Raw genomic sequence first — 18,858 nt, forward strand, 5'->3', positions numbered from 1 at the left:
TCGGGGCGGTGATACAAATGCCGATGCAGCTTCCGGCCGGCGCGTTTCGTGTAGCCCTCCAAATCGCGCCCGCCGGTGATATCGGGTCTCAGGCCCGCTTTTTCCTGACGATTCCAAGAAATCAAGCGTGCCGATTACAAAGCTGGGAAGGCAATCATGAAGCGAGTCATCAAGGCGGCTGTGGCCGTGGCGGCGTTCGGCCTCGCGGCGGCGGTCTGCGCCCCCGCCCAGGCGCAGGCGCGCGACGTCTTCGACGGCCGGGACGCGGCCGAGGACGTCTCCATGGCGGTCGAGGGGCTCACCGGCGGCCTGCTCGACGGCCGGAACATGCTGTCCGCCCTGTCCTACGGGCAGGACCGGCCGATCTCCCTGGGAGGCGGCCGAGACCCGCGGATCGAGCTGGGAGGTGGCCAGGCCCCCTTCAACGGTCAGGCCCCCTTCAACGGTCAGAGCCCCTTCAACGGCCAGGCCCCCTTCAACGGCCAGGCCCCCTTCAACGGCCAGGCCCCCTTCGGCGGCCCCGCCGCCGACCGGCGCGACGACGGTGTCGACGGCCTGCTCGGGACGCTCTCGGACGCCGTTGAGGACCTCGTCGGCGTCTCGCCGGACGGCATCGCCCTCGACAGCCCGCTGACCGGCTCCACCACGGGGGAGGACATGCTGGTCGACGGCGCCGACGGTTTCGGTGACCTGGCGGCCGCGGCCGTGCGGGCCGCCGAGGCCCGTCAGGCGGGCCAGGCCGGTCAGGCGGGCCAGGTCCCCGCGGCGGCGGTCCAGGGGCTTACCGGGGGGCAGCCGGAGGTCGGCGGCCTCGTCGACGCGGTGAACCAGGCCGTCCCGCAGGGCGCCGAGCGGGCGGGCACCGTCGCCCCGCTGGTGGGCACCCTGTCGCCGGCCGAGGCCGCGCCGGTCGCCGGGGCCGTCGCCCCGATCGTCCGCTCCGCCTCCGGTGACGAGATCTCCCCGCTGGTGGGCAACACCACCGGGGAGGGCGCCAGGGCCGTCACCGAGACCGTCCACTCCGTGGCCGACAGCACCATGGGCGCCACCAGGGCCGCCGCCGAGTAACCGCGGCGGCGCCGGGGCGGACGCGGCGGCGTGGGGTGCCCACGCCGCCGCTGGACGGCCGTGACGGTGCGCGGGGCCCGCTGCCGGGCCGGGCTCCGCGCCGGCATGGGATGTCCGCCACGGAGCCGGACATCCGCGGTGACAGGAAGACCGGCCGGTGCGCACCGGCCGGTCTTCCTTGGTCTCAGAGGCCCGGCTCCCGCACCGAGGTGCGCCGGGCGATCTGGGCCTGAAGTCTGGCCATCTGCCAGTGCAGCTCGATGAGTTGCTCGGTGAGCTGGAGACGGGGAATCTCGGACGGGTCCTCTGTGGCCAGGTGGTCGATCGCGGTCGACAGCTCTCGCATCGCGCGCCCCCACTCCATGACGGCTTCCTAGGATCGAAACAACGTTCGAATCATAGCGGAGTGCCGATCACGATGTCAGTGATTGTCGCCGAAGGCGCACCGGCGGCCCGGCTGAGGCGCGGGGGCCCCGGCGACGGGCGCCGGAGCCCGGTCCGCCGTGCTCCGGCGCCGCGGCCGCCACACCTGGCCGCCCGCCCTCAGGCCTCGTACACCGGGACGATGTATCCGCGGGCCAGGGTGTGGGCGGTGATGTTGAAGCCCACCACGGCCGGCGGCGTGTCGGCGTCCACGCCCAGCTTGTCCACGTCGAGGGCGTGCACCGCGAAGATGTAGCGGTGCGGCCAGCCGGGAGGCGGGGCAGCGCCGCCGTAGGCGTTGGTGCTGTAGTCGTTGCGGCCGTGCACGCCGAAGCCGGAGCCGGCACCGCCCGCTCCGGCCGGCAGTTCGGTCACCTCGGCCGGGATGTCGAACAGCAGCCAGTGCCAGAATCCGCTGCCGGTGGGGGCGTCGGGGTCGAAGCACGTCACCGCGTAGCCGAGGGTGCCCTCGGGGGCCCCCGACCAGCGCAGGTGCGGTGAGATGTTCTGCCCGGTCGCGCCCCAGCCGTCGAACACGTGGGCCTCGGACAGCGTCTCGCCGTCGCGGACGTCGTCGCTCTCGACGGTCAGCGCGGGGACCTGGGGCAGGAAGTCATATGGGATCGGTGGCCGTGTGGACACGATTCACCTCCGGTAGGAGCGTCTTGTCGATCGCTCCCATCCTGCCCCGCCGCCGGAGGATCTCGCAGGCAGCCGCTCCCGCGCCGTGGACACGTCGTGGGCCGTCCGGCCGCCTCGCCGTACGGGGAGGCCGCGGCGGGCCCGGGCGTGCCGTCAGGCGCTGTTGTAGGCGGCGAGCACCGCCTTGGGGTCGCCGTCCATCTTGATCTTGCCCTTGTGCAGCCAGATGACCCGGTTGCAGGTCTCCTCGATCACGTCGAGGTTGTGCGCGACCAGGAAGACCGTGCCGGCCTCGTCGCGCATCTGCTTGATGCGCTCCTGGCTCTTGCGCTTGAAGTCGCGGTCGCCGGTGGCCAGGGCCTCGTCGATGAGCAGCACGTCGTGGGCCTTGGCCGAGGCGATGGCGAAACGGAGCCGGGCGCCCATGCCGGAGGAGTAGGTCGACATGGGGAACTGCACGAACTCGCCGATGCCGGAGAAGTCGACGATCTCCTCGTATTTGTCCTTCACCTGCGCGGGGTTCATGCCCATCGCGTAGCAGCCCAGCACGATGTTGCGCTCGCCGGTCAGCTCGCGCATCAGCGCGGCGTTGACGCCGAGCAGGGAGGGCTGGCCGTCGGTGTAGACCGCGCCCGAGTGGGGCGGCAGCAGTCCGGCGATGGCGCGCAGCATGGTGGACTTGCCCGAGCCGTTGCGGCCGATGATGCCGATGGCGTCGCCGTGGTAGGCCACGAAGGAGACGCCGCGGACGGCGTGGACCTCCTTCATCTGCGGCCTGCCCTGGCGCTTGAGCAGCCGCATGAGGGCGTTGGCCGCGTTGCCCTTCTCGGCGTCGGTGGCCGCGCCGTACACGCGGTAGATGATGTGCAGGTCGTCCACGATGACCGTCGGAGTGCCCGTACGGCTGTTGCCGACGGGGTCCGGGTTGGGGTGCACCCTGACGTCCTTGGTGGGGACGCGGGGTTCCTCAGCCTTCACGCTGGACAGCTCCTCGGTCAACTCAGCCACGGCCGTACTTCTCCTCGGCTCGCCAGAAGTACCAGAAGCCACCGATCAGGGCGAACAACGCCCAGAATACGCAGACGATCCAGACCCACGGCCGGACGGCCTGCTGCGTGTGCTGCATGAGCAGGTCGCGCATCAGCTCGATGTAGGCGGCGGCCGGGTTGAAGTACATGACGTCGGCGACCCACTGCGGCAGGCCCGCCCCGTGGACCGGATCCACGATCTTCTCCTCGATGGAGAAGAACACGCCGGAGGCGTAGAGCCAGGTGCGCGTGATGAAGGGCAGCAGCTGGTTCAGGTCGCGGGCGGTGGCTCCCACGCGGGCCAGGACCAGGCTGGCGCCGATGTTGAACATCGTCTGCAGCAGCAGGGCCACCGGGATCAGCAGCCAGAACCAGGTGATCGGCTCGCCGGTGATCAGCACCAGCGCGAACAGTACGCCCATCGAGATCAGGAGCTGCTGGAACTCCTGGATCGTGTAGGCGAGCGGGAGCGCGGCCCGGGGGAAGTGCAGGGCGCGGATCAGCGACAGGTTGCCGGAGATCGCCTTGGCGCCGCCGCTCACCGAGCGCTGCGTGTAGGTGAAGACGAACATCCCGGTGATGAGGAAGGCCGGGTAGTTCGGAATGTTCTTGCTCGCGCCGAGGATCAGGCCGAACATCAGGAAGTAGATGGCGGCGTTGAGCAGGGGGGTGAGGACCTGCCAGAGCTGGCCCAGGGCTGAGTTGCTGTACTTCGAGACGTTGCGCGAGGTCGCGTAGGTCATGACGAAGTGCCGTCGTTCCCACAACTGGCGCAGGTAGACGGGCAGACTGGGGCGTGCGATGGCACGCCGAAGTCCGTAACGCTCGGCGAGCTTGGCCAGCGGCTCTTGCCCCTTGTCAGGGGTGCCGTTATTCGGGCCGCCCGCCTGGGCGTCCGCGATCGCGGATTCCGGCTGGCTCATGGCAAGGACTCTATTGGATGCGAGTGGTTGAAGTGCCTACGGCGGTGGTCCGCCGCACACATTGGACGGGATCTCCGCGGAAGAGGTTCCAGGGCAATTGTGCGGTTCGCCTGCGAACCTCCGGTCCCCCTGCGACGGGGTCAACGTTAGCCCAGCCGAGGGTCGTGCGGGGGCAATGGATGCAAGCACCCGTGGGGCGGAGGTACTTTGGCGTGACCGTTCGCGTCCTACATGTACCTTTGTGTCCGATTTTAGTGTGCCTGTGGGCACGGGTTGGTCAAGCCGGTAGACGTATGGCCTCGAACTGGCACATGCGTGACCGAACTGCAACATCACAGAGACATTTAGGTGTGGAGCGGTGCGGGATAGTCGCGTCCGACTGGTGTGGCGTCAACACCTTGGCCGGAACGGCGAGGGCAGGGGGACCACAACATCCTCCGCCTGGCCGTCCGGCTCCGGGACCTCAACGGCGACGTCCGCCTGTAAAGGGAGGAATTACCACTATGCGCGTTACTAAGGGCGCACGGATCACGGCCGGTACCGCGCTGCTCGCCCTGGGGCTGGCCGCGTGCGGCGGCCAGACCTCCGCGGGTGGTGGGACGGCCTCGGCCGACCAGCCCGTGCGCATGGAACTCGGCGAGCCGCAGAAGCTCTTCTACCCCGGCGACACCACCGAGTCCGAGGGCTCCGAGGTGCTGGCCGCCATCTTCGCCCCACTGGTCAGCTACGACGAGAACAAGCAGGTCGTCAACGACGTCGCCGAGTCGATCAAGACGACCGACAACAAGGTCTGGACGATCAAGCTCAAGCCGGGCTACACCTGGCACAACAAGGAGCCGCTGATCGCGCAGAACTACGTCGACGCCTGGAACTACTCCGCCGACCAGGACAACGCCCAGGGCGCCAACGGCTTCTTCAGCCGCGTCGAGGGCTGGGCCGACCTGAACCCGGGCGAGGGCAAGACCGTCTCCGCCAAGGGGATGAAGGGCCTGAGGGTCATCGGCGACGCGGCCACCTCCCGGACCTTCCAGATCACCCTCACCAAGCCGTTCTCGCAGTTCAAGACGATGCTGGGCTACACGTCGTTCTACCCGCTGCCCAAGGCCGCCTTCGACGACGCCGGCAAGGTCACCGAGGCGTACGCCAAGCAGCCGATCGGCCAGGGCTACTTCAAGTTCGACAAGCCCTACAACAAGGGCACCGACCAGACGATCGACCTGACCCGCTACGACGCGTTCCCCGGGGACAAGCCGAAGTTCGACAAGCTCCAGTTCAAGCTCTACGCGAGCTCCGAGACCGCGTTCAACGACCTGCGCGCCGGCAACCTGGACATCCACGACTCGCTGCCCCCGTCGGCGATCGCCAGCGCCAAGGCCGAGCTCGGTGAGCGCTACATGGACGAGGCCGACGCCGGCGTCGGCTACATCGGCTTCCCGATGCAGTACAACAAGACCTACGAGAACGTGAAGGTCCGCGAGGCCATCTCCATGGCCATCGACCGCAAGACGATCGCCGAGACGGTCTTCTCCGGCACCCGCGCCCCGGCCGACGACTTCATCAACCCGCTGCTCGACGGCTACCGCCCCGGCGCCTGCGCGGTCTGCACCTACGACCCGGCCAAGGCCAAGTCGCAGTACGCCGAGAACAACGGCCCCAAGACGCTGGAGCTGGGCTACAACTCCGACGGTCCGCACAAGGAGTGGATCGAGGCCGTCGCCAACAACCTCCGCGCCAACCTGGGCGTCCAGGTCACGGTGAAGCCGTTCGAGAAGTTCGCCTCGATCCTCGACGAGCTGGACAAGAAGACCTACGGCGGCATGTTCCGCATGGGCTGGGCGATCGACTACCCGTCCGCCGAGAACTACCTGACCCCGGTCTTCTCCACCGTCGCGATCAAGACCGGCTCGAACTACGCGGGCTGGTCCAACAAGGAGTTCGACGACCTCCTCGCCAAGGGTGACAGCGCCGCCTCGCAGACGCAGGGCCTGAAGTACTACCAGCAGGCCGACGACATCCTGATCAAGGAACTGCCGTACATCCCGGTGTACTTCTACCGGACGAACGTCGCGTTCTCCCAGCATGTCAAGGGCATCAAGCTCAACCTCCTCAACCAGGTCGAGTGGACCCAGGTCGAGAAGGTCGCCTGACGGACGGCGGCGGGCCGGGCGCGTGAGCCCGGCCCCATGGGCTGCCTCCGGGTGGTCCCTCGCACGGCACGACCCGGCCGGTCGCGAGGGGCCGTCCCCGAGGCGTGTACGGGAGGCTTGAATGGGCCGTTACATCATCAGGCGCCTTGTCCAGGCGATACCTGTCCTGCTGGGCGCCACCCTGCTCATCTACGCCATCGTCTTCGCGCTGCCCGGTGACCCCATCGCGGCGCTGGCGGGCGAGAAGCGGGTGGACCCCAACATCACCGCCATCCTGCGGGAGCACTACCACCTGAACGATCCGTTCCTGGTGCAGTACTGGTACTACCTCGTGGGCCTGTTCGGCGGCGACTTCGGCACCACCTTCGCCGGGGTGCCGGTGACCGACATCATGGCCGGCAAGTTCCAGGTGACCATCAACCTGGCGATGACCGCTCTAGTCATGGAGGCGATCATCGGAGTCGGCCTCGGCCTCTACGCGGCGCTGCGCCACGGCAGGGCCCAGGACTCGATGGTCCTGGCCTCCACGCTGGTGCTGATCTCCATCCCCACGCTGGTCACCGGGTTCGTGCTCCAGCTGCTCCTGGGGGTCAAGGTCGGCCTGCTGCCCGTCGCGGGCGTGACGGACGGCTGGCGCAGCTACCTGCTGCCCGGCTTCGTGCTCGCCGGGACGTCGATCGCCTACCTCACCCGGCTCACCCGGACCAGTCTCGTGGAGACCCTGCGCGCCGACTACATCCGCACCGCGGTGGCCAAGGGCCTGCCCCGGCGCCGGGTCGTCGGGCGGCACGCGCTGCGCAACGCGCTGATCCCGTTGGTCACCTATCTCGGCGCCGACCTCGGCACGCTGATGGGCGGGGCGGTGATCACCGAGACCATCTTCAACCTGCCGGGCATCGGCCAGCAGCTGTTCAGCTCGGTCTACCTGCGCGAGCAGTCCGTCGTCGTCGGCATCGTGACCGTGCTGGTGCTGATCTACATCCTGGCCAACCTGGTCGTCGACCTGCTCTACGCCGTGCTCGACCCGAGGATCCGTTATGAGTGACACCCTTGCTCCGGCCGCCAGGCGCGCCAAGCACGGCAAGCGGGCCAAGGCTCCCCGGCCCCCCAAGGCCGCGAGCCTGTGGAGCGACGCCTGGCACGACCTGCGCCGCCGTCCGCTCTTCATCGGCTCGGCCGTCCTTATCGGCATTTTTCTGATCATGTCGATATTTCCCTGGCTCTTCACCTCCGTGAACCCGTTCGACGCCGCGAGCTGCCGGCTCGCCGAGGCCCGGCAGGGCATGAGCGGCGCCCACTGGTTCGGCACCGACAACCTGGGCTGTGACGTCTACGCCCGCACGATCTACGGCGCCCGCAACTCGATCGTGGTGGGGGTGACGACCACGGTCGTCACCGCGCTGGTGGGCGGCCTGCTCGGCCTCGTCGCGGGGTTCAAGGGCGGCGCGCTCGACACCCTGTTCTCCCGGATCACCGAGATCTTCTTCGCGATCCCGTCGATCCTCGGCGCCCTGCTCATCCTGGCGGTCTTCCGCACGGGCAACGTCTGGACCGTCATGCTGGCGCTGGCCGTACTGACCTGGCCGATGACCTTCCGCATCATGCGGGCCGCGGTGATCACAGCAAAGAGCCAGGACTACGTGGTCGCGGCCCGGGCGCTCGGCGCCTCCGCGCCCCGGATCATGTTCCGGCACATCCTGCCGAACGCGGTCGCGTCCGTGATCGTGGTCGCCACGATCAACCTGGGCGGCTTCATCGCCGCCGAGGCAGGTCTCTCCTTCCTCGGGGTCGGTCTACGCTCGCCTGACATCTCCTGGGGACTTATGATCTCCGATGCCCGGGAGCGCTTCCTGGAGGCTCCGGGTCCGCTGCTGTTCCCGGCGCTGTTCCTGAGCCTGACCGTGCTGGCCTTCATCATGCTGGGCGACGCCGTCCGCGACGCCCTCGACCCGAAGCTGCGGTAAGGGGGACCTGTGAAGAAGACGTCAACGTCGGTGCTGCCCGCCGAGGGAGCCCTGGGTGACGAACCCCTGCTCTCCGTCGACGACCTGCACGTGGAGTTCGTCACCAGACAGGGCGTCGTCAAGGCGGTCAACGGGGTCAGCTACTCGCTGAACCCCGGCGAGACGCTCGCCGTGCTCGGCGAGTCGGGCTCCGGCAAGTCGGTGACCGCCCAGGCGATCATGGGCATCCTCGACATGCCGCCGGCCCGCATCCCCCGGGGCGAGATCCGCTTCCGGGGCACGGACCTGCTGAAGCTGACCGAGGAGGGCCGCTCCCAGGTCCGCGGCCAGCGGATCTCGATGATCTTCCAGGACGCGCTCTCCGCGCTGAACCCGGTCTTCACCGTGGGCTCGCAGATCGGGGAGATGTTCCGGGTGCACCGGGGCACCTCCCGGCGTGACGCCGAGAAGAAGGCCGTCGAGCTGATGGACCGGGTCCGCATCCCCGGCGCCAGGCAGCGGGTGCACGACTACCCGCACCAGTTCTCCGGCGGCATGCGCCAGCGCATCATGATCGCGATGTCGATCGCGCTCGACCCGGAGGTGCTGATCGCCGACGAGCCCACCACGGCGCTCGACGTGACGGTGCAGGCCCAGATCATGGAGCTCCTGGCCGAGCTGCAGCGCGAGAGCAACATGGGCCTGATCCTGATCACCCACGATCTCGGCGTGGTGGCCGACGTGGCCGACAAGATCGCGGTCATGTACGGCGGGCGGATCGTGGAGAACGCCCCCGTGCACGACATCTACCGGGCCCCCGCCCACCCGTACACCAAGGGTCTGCTGGACTCGATCCCCCGGGTCGACCAGAAGGGCCAGGAGCTGTACGCCATCAAGGGCATGCCGCCGAACCTGCTCGCGATGCCCTCGGGCTGTGCTTTCCACCCCCGGTGCCCCTACCGTCAGGACAACTGCGTCACCGACGCGCCGCCTCTCCACGAGATCGGCTCGACACGCAGCAGCGCCTGTCACTACTGGAGGGAGGTCCTCGATGGCAGCCACGGGTGAGCCGATCCTTGAGGTCCGCGACCTGGTCAAGCACTTCCCGCTGAACCAGGGCATCGTCATGAAGAAGCAGATCGGTGCGATCAAGGCCGTGGACGGGGTCTCCTTCGACCTGCGGCGCGGTGAGACGCTCGGCATCGTCGGCGAGTCCGGCTGCGGCAAGTCGACGCTGGCCAAGCTCCTGATGGCGCTGGAGCGGCCGACCTCCGGCTCGGTGAGGATCAACGGCCGGGAGATCGCCCAGGCCAGGGGCGGCGAGCTCAAGCGGGTCCGCCGCAACATCCAGATGGTCATGCAGGACCCCTACACGTCGCTGAACCCCCGGATGACCGTGGGCGACATCATCGGCGAGCCGTACGAGATCCACCAGGACGTCGTCCCCAAGGGGGACCGCCGCCGCAAGGTGCAGGAGCTGCTGGAGGTCGTGGGCCTCAACCCCGACCACGTCAACCGCTACCCGCACCAGTTCTCCGGCGGCCAGCGCCAGCGCATCGGCATCGCCCGGGGGCTGGCGCTCCAGCCGGAGATCATCGTCTGCGACGAGCCGGTGTCGGCGCTCGACGTGTCGATCCAGGCGCAGGTCATCAACCTGCTGGAGCGGCTGCAGAACGAGTTCGACCTCGCCTACATCTTCATCGCCCACGACCTGTCGGTGGTCCGTCACATCTCCGACCGGGTCGGTGTGATGTATCTGGGCAAGATGGTCGAGCTCGGCAAGGACACCGAGATCTACGATCGCCCCGCCCACCCCTACACCCAGGCGCTGCTGTCGGCGGTGCCGCTGCCCGACCCGGAGGGGCGCGAGCGGCGCGAGCGGATCATCCTCCAGGGCGACCCGCCGTCCCCGGCCAACCCGCCGTCGGGGTGCCGCTTCCGCACCAGGTGCTGGAAGGCGCAGGACATCTGCGCCGAACAGGAGCCGCTGCTGCAGATCCGGCCGGGCACCGCGCACGCCAGCGCCTGCCACTTCGCCGAGACCCACGACGTGGTGCACGTCTAGGGGCCATGTGCGCGAGCGTGGCGCGCGCCGGAGGGCACGGCGGGGCCCGCGGGATCCCGGAGAACGGAGAGGGCGACGCCCCCACATCGAGATGTGGGGACGCCGCCCTCTCCGCTTGTTACCGCTTGCCGTTACCGGTTACCGGTCCGCTCGCCACTATCGGCCGAGGACGCTGACACCGACGCCGCCGATGCCGACGAGGCCGCCGATGCCGACGCCGTGGCCGACGCCGCTGCCCTGGCTGATCACGGTGCCGCCGCGGTTGTAGCCGTAGCCGCCGCGGCCGTAGCCGTAGCCGCCGCCGTAGCCGTAGCCGCCGCCGTAGACGACGCCGCCGCCGTAGCCGTAGCCGCAGACCGAGCCGCCGTAGACCACGCCGCCGCCGCAACCGGAGGACACGCTGGTCGGGATGACGGTGTTGCCGTAGGTGACGGTGCCCGTCGGGACGAAGACCGGGGCCCCCGCGATGACGGTGTCGTTGCAGCAGTTCGCGGCCTTGGAGGTGGAGGCGGACGCGACGGCGGCCGGCGCGAGGACGGCGACGCCGACGCAGGCCGTGGTGATGAGAAGACGACGAATCATGATTTTTTTCTCCCCCGACAACTCGGGCGGCGCATCGGTGATGCGCACCGCAACCGAGTGACTACGTGTTGTCGCGATGAGTATTCCGGGTTGCGGGGAAGGCGTCCAACACCTTGATGCTTCGGTTCCGTCAAGTAGTGGCGATGATGGCGGAGCCGTGGCCGAACAAGCCCTGGTTGGCGGCAAGGCCGACCCTTGCCCCGGTAATCTGGCGCGATCCGGCCCTCCCGCGGAGCTGCCAGGTGAGCTCGCAGACCTGCGCGATGGCCTGGGCCGGGACGGCCTCGCCGAAGGAGGCGAGCCCGCCGGAGGGGTTGACCGGGATCCGGCCGCCGAGTGAGGTGTCCCCGGCGCGCAGCAGCTTGCCGGCCTCGCCGGGCGGACAGAGACCGATCTCCTCGACCCAGTCGAGCTCCAGCGCGGTCGACAGGTCGTAGACCTCGGCGAAGGACAGGTCGCCGGGGCCCAGGCCGGCCTCCTCGTAGGCGGCGTGGGCGATGGAGGCGCGGAAGGTCCGCTCGGGGGGCGGCACCGCGGCGGTGGAGTCGGTGGCGAAGTCCGGCAGTCCGAGCACGGTGTCGGGGAAGGACGGCGTCACGGTGGAGACGGCCGCGAGCCGTACGGGGCCGCGCGCGCCGTGGCGGCGGGCGAAGTCCTCCGAGGCCAGCACCAGCGCGGCGGCGCCGTCGGAGGTGGCGCAGATGTCCATCAGCCGCAGCGGATCGGCCACCATGGGAGAGTCCAGCACCTGTCCGGCTGTGACGGTTCTGCGGTAGCGGGCGTTGTCGTTCAGGGAGCCGGCGAGGGCGTTCTTGACCTTGACGGCGGCGAAGTCCTCGGCGGTGTCGCCGTACAGGGCCATCCGCCTGCGCGCGTAGAGCGCGAAGTACGCCGGGTTGGTGGCACCGAGCAGCCGGAACCGGAGCCAGTCGGGATCGTCCGGGCGGTCGCCGCCCACCGGCTTGAAGAACCCCTTGGGCGTGGAGTCGGCGCCGACGACCATCGCCACGTCGCAGAGCCCGGCGAGGATCCGGGTGCGGGCGATGTCGAGGGCCTGGGCGCCCGAGGCGCACGCCGCGTAGCAGGACGCGATCCGCGCGCCGCTCCACCCCATCGCCTGGGCGAACGTCGCGCCGGCGACGAATCCCGGATAGCCGTTCCTGATCGTGCCGGCGCCCACCACGTACTGGACGTCGGTCCAGGCCAGGTCCGCGTCGCGCAGGGCGGCCCGGGCGGCGGCCACGCCGTACTCGGTGAAGGGCCGTCCCCACTTCCCCCAGGGGTGCATCCCGGCACCCAGGACGACGGCGCTCACGGCCTGCCCCACATCCACACCGGCGGGCCGTCGGCGAGCGGGCCCCAGGTCAGCTCCAGCTCCATGCCGACGTGCAGTTCCTCCACGGTCAGGTCCTTGACCTGGCCGAGCACGACGATCCCCTCCTCGGCCAGCTCCACCGCCGCCAGCGTCACCGGCGTGTACGGCTCGGCCGCCACGAACGGCGTGGGGGGCGGGTAGCAGGCGTTGGTGTAGGACCAGACGGTGCCCCGGCGCGAGAGCCGCGTCTCGGCCAGGTTCTCGCCCGCGCAGCGCGGGTTGGGGCAGAACCCCGTCCGGGGCGGGAAGCAGACGGTCCGGCAGTCGGCGCAGCGGGTGCCGAGCAGATGCGCGGTGCCGCCGTCCACGGTGAACCAGCCGTCGATCACGGGTGCGTCCATAACAGGATATTACACAAGCGCTTGCTAGGTAACATCCCCAAGGGGGGACGGGTGCCGTGCTTCAGGGGCGCCGTGTTTCAGGGGGCGGGTGACAGCCGTACGTGGGCGCCCGGGGGGAGGCCCAGCCGCTGGGAGGCGTCACCGGAGTTGACCGCCAGCGCGACCAGCCCCGCCGAGTCGGCGAAGGCGACCAGCTCTCCGGGGGCCACCGCGGCGTACGTCTCCCGGAACGGCACCGAGATCCGCCTGCGGCCCAGCCAGACCGCCAGCGTGTCGCCCGGCCGCACTCCCAGCGTCGCCAGGTCGCGCGCGCCGACCGACAGCTGGGTGTTGCCGTAGCGGTCGACCGACAGCACCTCGCCCTCCACCACGCCCTCGCGCACCAGCGAGGTCGGTGCGGGCAGCGAGACCAGCCGCCCCAGGGAGATCTCCGGTCCCAGCTCGGCCAGGCTCCGCCCGACCGTCAGGTGCGCCGCCACGGGGGCGAAGACGTCACGCCCGTGGAAGGTCGGCGAGACCGGTTTCCTGAAGAGATCCTCGTTGGTCAGCTCGTATGCCGCCCTCGCGCCGCCACTGGCGTGGACCGCCCATGACAGCACGCCGTTGTCCGGGCCGAGGAACACGTGGCTGCCGGCCTCGACCGCCACGGCCCGGCGCGAGCCGCCGCCGGGATCCACCACGGCGATGTGCACGCCGGCGGGCAGATAGGGGATCGTCTGCGCCAGAATCGCCGCGGCCCGCCGTATGTCGCCGGACGGGACCAGATGGCACACGTCGATGATCCGCGACTCCGGCGAGATGCCGACGATCACGCCGTGGCAGGCGGCGACGTAGCCGTCCTCCAGGCCGTAGTCGGTGAGAAGAGTGATGACAGAGGTCACATCTGGTGACTGTACGTCTCCGCATCCGCTGTGAACAGCCGGAAATGCATGCGTCGTAAACAGCCCGAAATTCCCGACTATCCTGGCAGCGGGCCGTGCGCTCGCGGTGTGACCACCGCGTGCCCGACCGAGGAGGACAGCCAATGGACACTGCGCCGATCCCCGGTGACAGTGCTGCCCAGGAGCCGGCCCCGCGGGCTCTCACCGACCGGGAGCGGGAGCTTCTCGCCTTCGAGCGCCAGTGGTGGCGCCACGCGGGGGCCAAGGAGCAGGCCATCCGTGAGACCTTCGACATCTCGGCCACCCGCTACTACCAGCTCCTCGGCGAGCTCATCGACAGGCCCGAGGCGCTCGCTCACGATCCGATCCTGGTCAAGCGCCTGCGCCGGCTCCGCGAGACCCGCCGGCGCGACCGCGCCGCCCGGCGGATGGGCTTGCGCCCCTGATCCGTGGGTACGGCCAGACAGACAAGCAGCCGGGCCGACCCCTGGAGGACGAGCCACATGAGCCGGGCAGGACGGCGGAGCCGACGAGGAGCCGAGCGAGCATGACCGTGGACACTCCCGACGGACTGCGGGCGATCATCGACGACCCCGCGGGGGCGGTGATCGGGCTCGACTTCGACGGCACGCTCTCCCCGATCGTGTCCGACCCGGCGGCGGCCAGGATCCACCCGGACGGCCCCGCGACGCTGGCCAGGCTCGGTGGGCTGGTCGGCGCCGTGGCGGTCGTCACCGGCCGCCCGGCCGCCACGGCCGTCGAGTACGGCTCCCTGGCCGGGGTGCCGGGGCTGGTGGTGCTGGGCCACTACGGCCTCGAACGCTGGGAGGCGGGCACGCTCACCGCGCCGCCTCCCCACCCCGGCCTGGCGCGGGTCCGGGCGGAGCTGCCCTCGCTGGTCTCGCGCTTCGATGGGGCCGTGATCGAGGACAAGGAGCGGGCGGTGGCCGTGCACACCCGGCGGACCGCCGGGCCGCAGGCCGTGCTCGACGCGCTGCGCGAGCCGGTCGCCAAGCTGGCGGCCGAGGCGGGGCTGACAGTGGAACCGGGCAAGTTCGTGCTGGAGCTGCGGCCGCCCGGGACGGACAAGGGGATGGCGCTGAGCGCCTTCCTGCGGGAGCGGGGGGCGCGCTCGGTGCTGTTCGCCGGCGACGACCTGGGAGACCTGGCGGCCTTCGCGGCCGTGCGGGCCTCAGGGCTGCCGGGGGTGACGGTGTTCAGCGGCTCGGCCGAGCTGGCCGTGGAGGCCGACATCGTGGTGGACGGGCCCGACGGGGTGATGGAACTGCTCGGCTCGATCTCCGATGCCATTGAGAGTTAAGTCATCGTCAAGTCGCGGCCGATAGCTTTCGCGGCATGAGAAAGACCGTTTACGCCCTCGCCGCGCTGGCCGGCGCCGCCATGCTCGCCGTCCCGGCGGCCGCCTCCGCCTCGACCGCCTCCGCCTCGACCATGTCCGCCTCCGCGTCGGCCACGCAGACCCTGTCCTTCCGGGGGATGAGCCTGACGATCCCCTCCGGCTGGCAGGTGTATCGCGACGGCGACCGGGTCAAGGTGATCACCGGGGCGTGCGGCAAGCCCTCCGCCGGCTATTTCACCCCGAAGTGCGACGCCTTCTGGATCTTCGGCCCGAAGGTTCTGAAGTACGGCCACGAGGGGTTCTCCGCCTACACGCCCGAGCAGCCCTTCTACCCCGCCAGCGACGTGCAGGCCTGCCCCTTCAACGGCAAGTACGGCCAGGTCCTCGGCAAGGCCACCGCCGTCGGCGTGCGCCAGGTCGGCCCCGGGCACAAGGCCGACTACCGCTCCTGGTTCGGCCGGTGCGTCAAGCACAGCAACGGCGAGCAGACCGCCACCTTCGACCAGCGCGAGTGGTATCTGCCCAAGTCCAAGATCCTCGTGGTGGACGTCTGGAACACCCCCGGCCTGGCGGACACGCTGAGGCGCGCTAGCTGGAGCTGACCAGGACCCCGCCGACGGCCAGCCCGACCAGGACGGGGACCATCACGAACGCCCACCGGATGCCGAAGCCGTCGGCCAGCGCGCCGAGCAGGAGGGGGCCTATGCCGACCGCGAGGCCGGCGAGGATGGAGGCGATGGCCGTGGCCTGGTCCGGCCGTCCGCCGGAGGCGTCCAGCACGCGCGACAGGGCCAGCGGGAAGTGCAGCGAGACCCCCAGCCCGGACAGGGCCAGGCCCGTGTAGGAGAGCACGGGGTCGCGGCTCAGCCAGAACAGCGTCCAGCCGGTGGCGGTGAGCGCGAGGGCGCCGACGAGCAGGACCGGGGGCCGCACCCACAGGGCCAGCCGTGCTCCGGCGAAGCGGCCGGCCGCCAGGCCGGCGGTGAACGCGGTCAGCCCGGTCGCCGCCACCGCCGCCGACAGGCCGGTCCGGTCGGCGAAGAGCTTCGCCGCCCACAGGTTGAAGCAGAACTCCAGCGCGACGCAGCAGAACAGCACGGCCCCCGCGACGTGGAAGCGCCAGCCGAGGCGCGCCCCGCCCTCCGGACCGGGGCGGACCTCGGCGCCGGCGCGCTCGGGGATCCAGACGCGGCCCATGGTCAGCGCGAGCAGCACGGTCAGGACCGGGGTCATCAGCAGCGCCGCCCGCCAGCCGAGCGCGGTCTGCGCGGCGGAGGCGACGACGAACGGCGCGGCGATGCCGACGCACACCCCGACGGCGTTGGCCTCGCTGATCGCCGCCGCGCCCGCCGGGCCGTGATGGTCGCTGAGTGCGGCCATGCCCGCGTAGAGGGTGATCGACGCCATCCCGCTGGCGATGCCGTACCCGAGAAGGGTGACCGGCAGCGCGGTGCCCGCCACCACCAGCAGCACGCCGGCGTTCATCCCGGCCAGGCCCGTCCAGGTGACGGCCCGGCGGCCGATCCTCCTGGTCAGCCAGGGCAGCGCGAGCCCGGTGAGGATGCTGCCGACCGCCATCGCGGTGCCGTGCAGCCCGGCGACCGCCTGCGACACCCCCTGGTCGATGCGGAGCATGGGGAGGGCGGCGCTGAGGCCGTACAGGTAGGTGGCGAAGACGCCGAGCTGCAGGTAGACGAGCCAGGTCGCGCGATCACGGGTCAGCTGGACGGGCGCGATCGTGGTCAACTGGCTCCCCCGGGCAGGCGGCGGGTCGAGACTTCCATGGGGACTATCTCATGACGGGCCGGACATTCCGAGAGCTCGTCGTCGGCGCCGTTCTCCGGGGACCCGTCCGCGGAGGCCCGCTTGAGGGCGCTCACCCGTGGAGTGCGGGGCTCACCCGCGAGGCTCACTCGCGGGGCGTGGGGCTCGCCCGGGGACCTCACCTGCGGAGCGTGGGGTTCATTTGAGGGCGGCGAGCTGGTCGGAGAACCAGCGGTGCGGGGGGAGCGCGGTGGCGGCGGCGGCCAGGAGGGCGCCCCGGCGGGCGCGCTCGTCCTCGGGCATGACCAGGCCCTCATGGAGGGCGGCGGCCGTGGCCGAGACGTCGTAGGGGTTGACCAGGAGAGCGTGCTCGCCCAGCTCGGCGGCGGCGCCGGCCTCGCGGGACAGGACCAGCGCGCTGCGCGGCGACAGGACGGGGCCCTCCTTGGCCACCAGGTTCATGCCGTCGCGGATCGGGTTGACCAGCAGCACGTCGGCCAGCCGGTAGGCGGCCAGCGAGCGCGGGTAGTCGTCGTGCACGTTGAGGATCACCGGGGCCCAGTCCTCGGTGGCGTACTCGTCCTCGATCTCCTGGGCGCAGCGCTGCACCGCCGCGGTGTATTCGCGGTATTCGGGAAGATCGTGCCGGGAGGGGTAGGCGAAGGCGAGGTGCACGACCCTGCCGTGCCACTCGGGGTGGGCCGCCAGGAACTCCCGGTAGGCGGTCAGCCCCCGGACAATGTTCTTGGACAGCTCGGTCCGGTCGATCCGCACGATCAGCTTGCGGTCGCCGACCTGCTCGCGGAGGGCGGCCATGTGCGACTCGACGTCGGGTTCGCGGGCCCGCGCCCAGAGCGTCTCACCGTCCACGCCGAGGCCGTGCACGCCGATCCGGGTGGTCCTGCCGCCGTGGGTGACGGTACGGGCGGCGCGGTCCACCTCCGCGCCGAGCACCGTCTCGCAGCAGTCCATGAAGGCCCCGGCCCAGCGCGCGGTCAGGAACCCCGCGTGGTCGGCGCCCAGGATGCCTTCGAGCAGTTCGATCCCGACGCCGTCGGGGAGCAGGTTGAAATACTCCGGCGGCGCCCACGGGGTGTGTGAGAAGTGGGCCACCCGCAGGTCGGGCCGCTCGCCCCGCAGCATGGCCGGGACGAGGGTCAGGTGGTAGTCCTGGACCATCACCCTGGCGCCGTGCGCCGCCTCCTCGGCCAGCGCCGTCGCGAACGCCTCGTTGTACGCCTGGTAGGACTCCCACTCGCGGCGGAACCTGGCGTCGAAGTGCGGCCTGTTGGGGGTGTCGTACAGGAGGTGGTTGACGAACCAGAGAGTGGAGTTCGCCACCGCGTTGTAGGCCCGGTGGAAGATCGTCGGGGGGATGTCGAGCATCCGCACCGCCCCGGTGTCGTAGCCGGCGTGGTCGAGCCGGCCGCCGGGCGCCAGCCGCGCCGCGCTGCGGTCGCCGTCGGACAGCGCGGCGCAGACCCAGAGCATGTTGAGACCCTTGGCGACCTCCGCCAGCCCCGAGACCAGGCCGCCTCCGCCCCTGCGCATGCTCAGGGAGCCGTCCTCGGAGAGCGTGAACGAGACGGGACCGCGGTTGGAAGCCACCAGGATCGCGTTCATCAGACCCCCTCGCCTAGGGACATGCTTGTCCCGAAGGTTAACCAAACATAACCCTCGACCGTAGGATGTCGAGCGACTGTGACCGGTGATGGGGGCCCTTGATGGCGCTGGACGAGACGACCGAGGAACTGGCCCGTATGGCCGCCGGGGGTGACCACCGCGCGCTGGGTGAGCTGCTGAAGCGGATCGAACCGGACGTGCTCCGCCACTGCGGGCGCATCCTGCCCTACCGGCAGGACGCCGAGGAGGCCTCCCAGGACACGCTGCTGGCGGTGGCCCGCAACATCGGACGCTTCGAGGGGCGGGCCCGGTTCACCACCTGGCTGCACATCGTGACCGCCAACTGCGCCCGGACCACCTACCGGTCGCTGAAGCGGCGCTCGGCCGAGCAGAGCTCCGACGAGCTGCCGCTGCAGAAGCCCGATGTCGCCCGGGTGAGCGTGATCGCCGGGTCCCGGCTGGACCTGCTCGACGCGATGGAGGCGCTGGAGGCCGACAAGCCGGAGCTGGCCCAGGCGCTGGTGCTGCGCGACATCTGCCAGCTCGACTACAACGAGGTGGCCGAGCAGCTCGGCATCCCGCTCGGCACCGCCAAGTCCCGCATCCACCAGGCGCGTAAATACGTCCAGGGCGCGCTGGGCGACGCCTACGGGTTCTGAGACCCCGGCGCGGCGGCCGGGTCCGGGGACGGCG

The 18,858-nt window shown here is 70.4% G+C and carries 20 protein-coding genes; 10 read left to right on the forward strand and 10 right to left on the reverse strand.

Annotated elements, in window-relative coordinates; genetic code table 11:
- The first annotated feature begins 156 nt into the window (after positions 1-156).
- Positions 157-1,068 (forward strand): hypothetical protein, encoded by a 912-nt coding sequence (locus tag J2S55_RS19390; protein ID WP_306862852.1) that lies wholly within the window; start codon positions 157-159, stop codon positions 1,066-1,068.
- A 184-nt stretch (positions 1,069-1,252) separates the two neighbouring features.
- Here the strand turns inward: J2S55_RS19390 and J2S55_RS19395 are convergent, their stop codons facing one another.
- From J2S55_RS19395 to J2S55_RS19410, 4 genes are all read right to left on the reverse strand, one after another.
- Positions 1,253-1,432, reverse strand: a complete 180-nt coding sequence (locus J2S55_RS19395) for a hypothetical protein (RefSeq protein WP_306862854.1) — start codon at positions 1,430-1,432, stop codon at positions 1,253-1,255.
- A gap of 179 nt (positions 1,433-1,611) precedes the next feature.
- A complete protein-coding gene (locus J2S55_RS19400; protein WP_306862856.1) occupies positions 1,612-2,133 on the reverse strand; it encodes a YbhB/YbcL family Raf kinase inhibitor-like protein in 522 nt (173 codons plus the stop codon).
- A 153-nt stretch (positions 2,134-2,286) separates the two neighbouring features.
- Positions 2,287-3,141 carry an ABC transporter ATP-binding protein gene (locus J2S55_RS19405; protein ID WP_306862858.1) on the reverse strand — a complete coding sequence of 285 codons (855 nt, stop codon included), beginning with the start codon at positions 3,139-3,141 and terminating at the stop codon, positions 2,287-2,289.
- The gene (locus J2S55_RS19410; protein ID WP_306862861.1) at positions 3,134-4,084 is read right to left on the reverse strand and encodes an ABC transporter permease; all 951 of its coding nucleotides are present in this window, start codon (positions 4,082-4,084) and stop codon (positions 3,134-3,136) included. The genes J2S55_RS19405 and J2S55_RS19410 overlap by 8 nt, the downstream gene beginning before the upstream one ends.
- Positions 4,085-4,587: 503 nt before the next feature.
- Here J2S55_RS19410 and J2S55_RS19415 point away from each other — a divergent pair.
- The 5 genes from J2S55_RS19415 (at position 4,588) to J2S55_RS19435 (ending at position 10,239) form a co-directional block, all read left to right on the forward strand.
- On the forward strand, positions 4,588-6,231 hold the full coding sequence (locus tag J2S55_RS19415; protein WP_306862863.1) for a peptide ABC transporter substrate-binding protein: 1,644 nt from the start codon (positions 4,588-4,590) through the stop codon (positions 6,229-6,231).
- Positions 6,232-6,352: 121 nt separating this feature from the next.
- A complete protein-coding gene (locus J2S55_RS19420) occupies positions 6,353-7,276 on the forward strand; it encodes an ABC transporter permease (RefSeq protein ID WP_306862865.1) in 924 nt (307 codons plus the stop codon).
- On the forward strand, positions 7,269-8,195 hold the full coding sequence (locus J2S55_RS19425) for an ABC transporter permease (RefSeq protein ID WP_306862867.1): 927 nt from the start codon (positions 7,269-7,271) through the stop codon (positions 8,193-8,195). Before J2S55_RS19420 ends, J2S55_RS19425 begins: the two co-directional genes overlap by 8 nt.
- Positions 8,196-8,204: 9 nt before the next feature.
- Entirely contained in the window at positions 8,205-9,242 is a 1,038-nt protein-coding gene (locus J2S55_RS19430; protein WP_306862870.1) for an ABC transporter ATP-binding protein, read from the forward strand.
- Complete coding sequence (locus J2S55_RS19435) at positions 9,226-10,239, forward strand: ABC transporter ATP-binding protein (RefSeq protein ID WP_306862873.1); 1,014 nt, start codon at positions 9,226-9,228, stop codon at positions 10,237-10,239. The genes J2S55_RS19430 and J2S55_RS19435 overlap by 17 nt, the downstream gene beginning before the upstream one ends.
- Before the next feature lie 156 nt (positions 10,240-10,395).
- Here the strand turns inward: J2S55_RS19435 and J2S55_RS19440 are convergent, their stop codons facing one another.
- From J2S55_RS19440 to J2S55_RS19455, 4 genes are all read right to left on the reverse strand, one after another.
- The gene (locus tag J2S55_RS19440; RefSeq protein WP_306862875.1) at positions 10,396-10,821 is read right to left on the reverse strand and encodes a hypothetical protein; all 426 of its coding nucleotides are present in this window, start codon (positions 10,819-10,821) and stop codon (positions 10,396-10,398) included.
- A gap of 130 nt (positions 10,822-10,951) precedes the next feature.
- Positions 10,952-12,136 carry a lipid-transfer protein gene (locus J2S55_RS19445; protein ID WP_306862877.1) on the reverse strand — a complete coding sequence of 395 codons (1,185 nt, stop codon included), beginning with the start codon at positions 12,134-12,136 and terminating at the stop codon, positions 10,952-10,954.
- On the reverse strand, positions 12,133-12,537 hold the full coding sequence (locus J2S55_RS19450) for a Zn-ribbon domain-containing OB-fold protein (protein WP_306862880.1): 405 nt from the start codon (positions 12,535-12,537) through the stop codon (positions 12,133-12,135). Before J2S55_RS19450 ends, J2S55_RS19445 begins: the two co-directional genes overlap by 4 nt.
- Before the next feature lie 77 nt (positions 12,538-12,614).
- Positions 12,615-13,418 (reverse strand): SAM hydrolase/SAM-dependent halogenase family protein, encoded by an 804-nt coding sequence (locus J2S55_RS19455; RefSeq protein ID WP_306862882.1) that lies wholly within the window; start codon positions 13,416-13,418, stop codon positions 12,615-12,617.
- 143 nt (positions 13,419-13,561) lie between these two features.
- On the opposite strand from J2S55_RS19455, the gene J2S55_RS19460 reads away from it, so the two are divergent.
- The 3 genes from J2S55_RS19460 to J2S55_RS19470 all read left to right on the forward strand — a co-directional run bounded on the left by J2S55_RS19460 (position 13,562) and on the right by J2S55_RS19470 (position 15,380).
- Positions 13,562-13,864 (forward strand): DUF3263 domain-containing protein, encoded by a 303-nt coding sequence (locus J2S55_RS19460; RefSeq protein WP_306862887.1) that lies wholly within the window; start codon positions 13,562-13,564, stop codon positions 13,862-13,864.
- Positions 13,865-13,965: 101 nt separating this feature from the next.
- Complete coding sequence (otsB, locus tag J2S55_RS19465) at positions 13,966-14,739, forward strand: trehalose-phosphatase (RefSeq protein WP_306862890.1); 774 nt, start codon at positions 13,966-13,968, stop codon at positions 14,737-14,739.
- A gap of 35 nt (positions 14,740-14,774) precedes the next feature.
- Positions 14,775-15,380 carry a hypothetical protein gene (locus J2S55_RS19470; RefSeq protein WP_306862893.1) on the forward strand — a complete coding sequence of 202 codons (606 nt, stop codon included), beginning with the start codon at positions 14,775-14,777 and terminating at the stop codon, positions 15,378-15,380.
- Here J2S55_RS19470 and J2S55_RS19475 read toward each other — a convergent pair.
- Entirely contained in the window at positions 15,367-16,524 is a 1,158-nt protein-coding gene (locus J2S55_RS19475; RefSeq protein WP_306862894.1) for an MFS transporter, read from the reverse strand. The two genes, J2S55_RS19470 and J2S55_RS19475, sit on opposite strands and share 14 nt — an antisense overlap.
- Before the next feature lie 216 nt (positions 16,525-16,740).
- Complete coding sequence (locus J2S55_RS19480; RefSeq protein WP_306862897.1) at positions 16,741-18,165, reverse strand: alpha,alpha-trehalose-phosphate synthase (UDP-forming); 1,425 nt, start codon at positions 18,163-18,165, stop codon at positions 16,741-16,743.
- A 101-nt stretch (positions 18,166-18,266) separates the two neighbouring features.
- Between J2S55_RS19480 and J2S55_RS19485 the strand changes: the two genes are divergently transcribed.
- Positions 18,267-18,824 carry an RNA polymerase sigma factor gene (locus tag J2S55_RS19485; protein WP_306862899.1) on the forward strand — a complete coding sequence of 186 codons (558 nt, stop codon included), beginning with the start codon at positions 18,267-18,269 and terminating at the stop codon, positions 18,822-18,824.
- The last annotated feature ends 34 nt before the right edge of the window (positions 18,825-18,858 follow it).

This window comes from Streptosporangium brasiliense, from assembly GCF_030811595.1.
In the GTDB taxonomy this organism is placed as follows: domain Bacteria; phylum Actinomycetota; class Actinomycetes; order Streptosporangiales; family Streptosporangiaceae; genus Streptosporangium; species Streptosporangium brasiliense.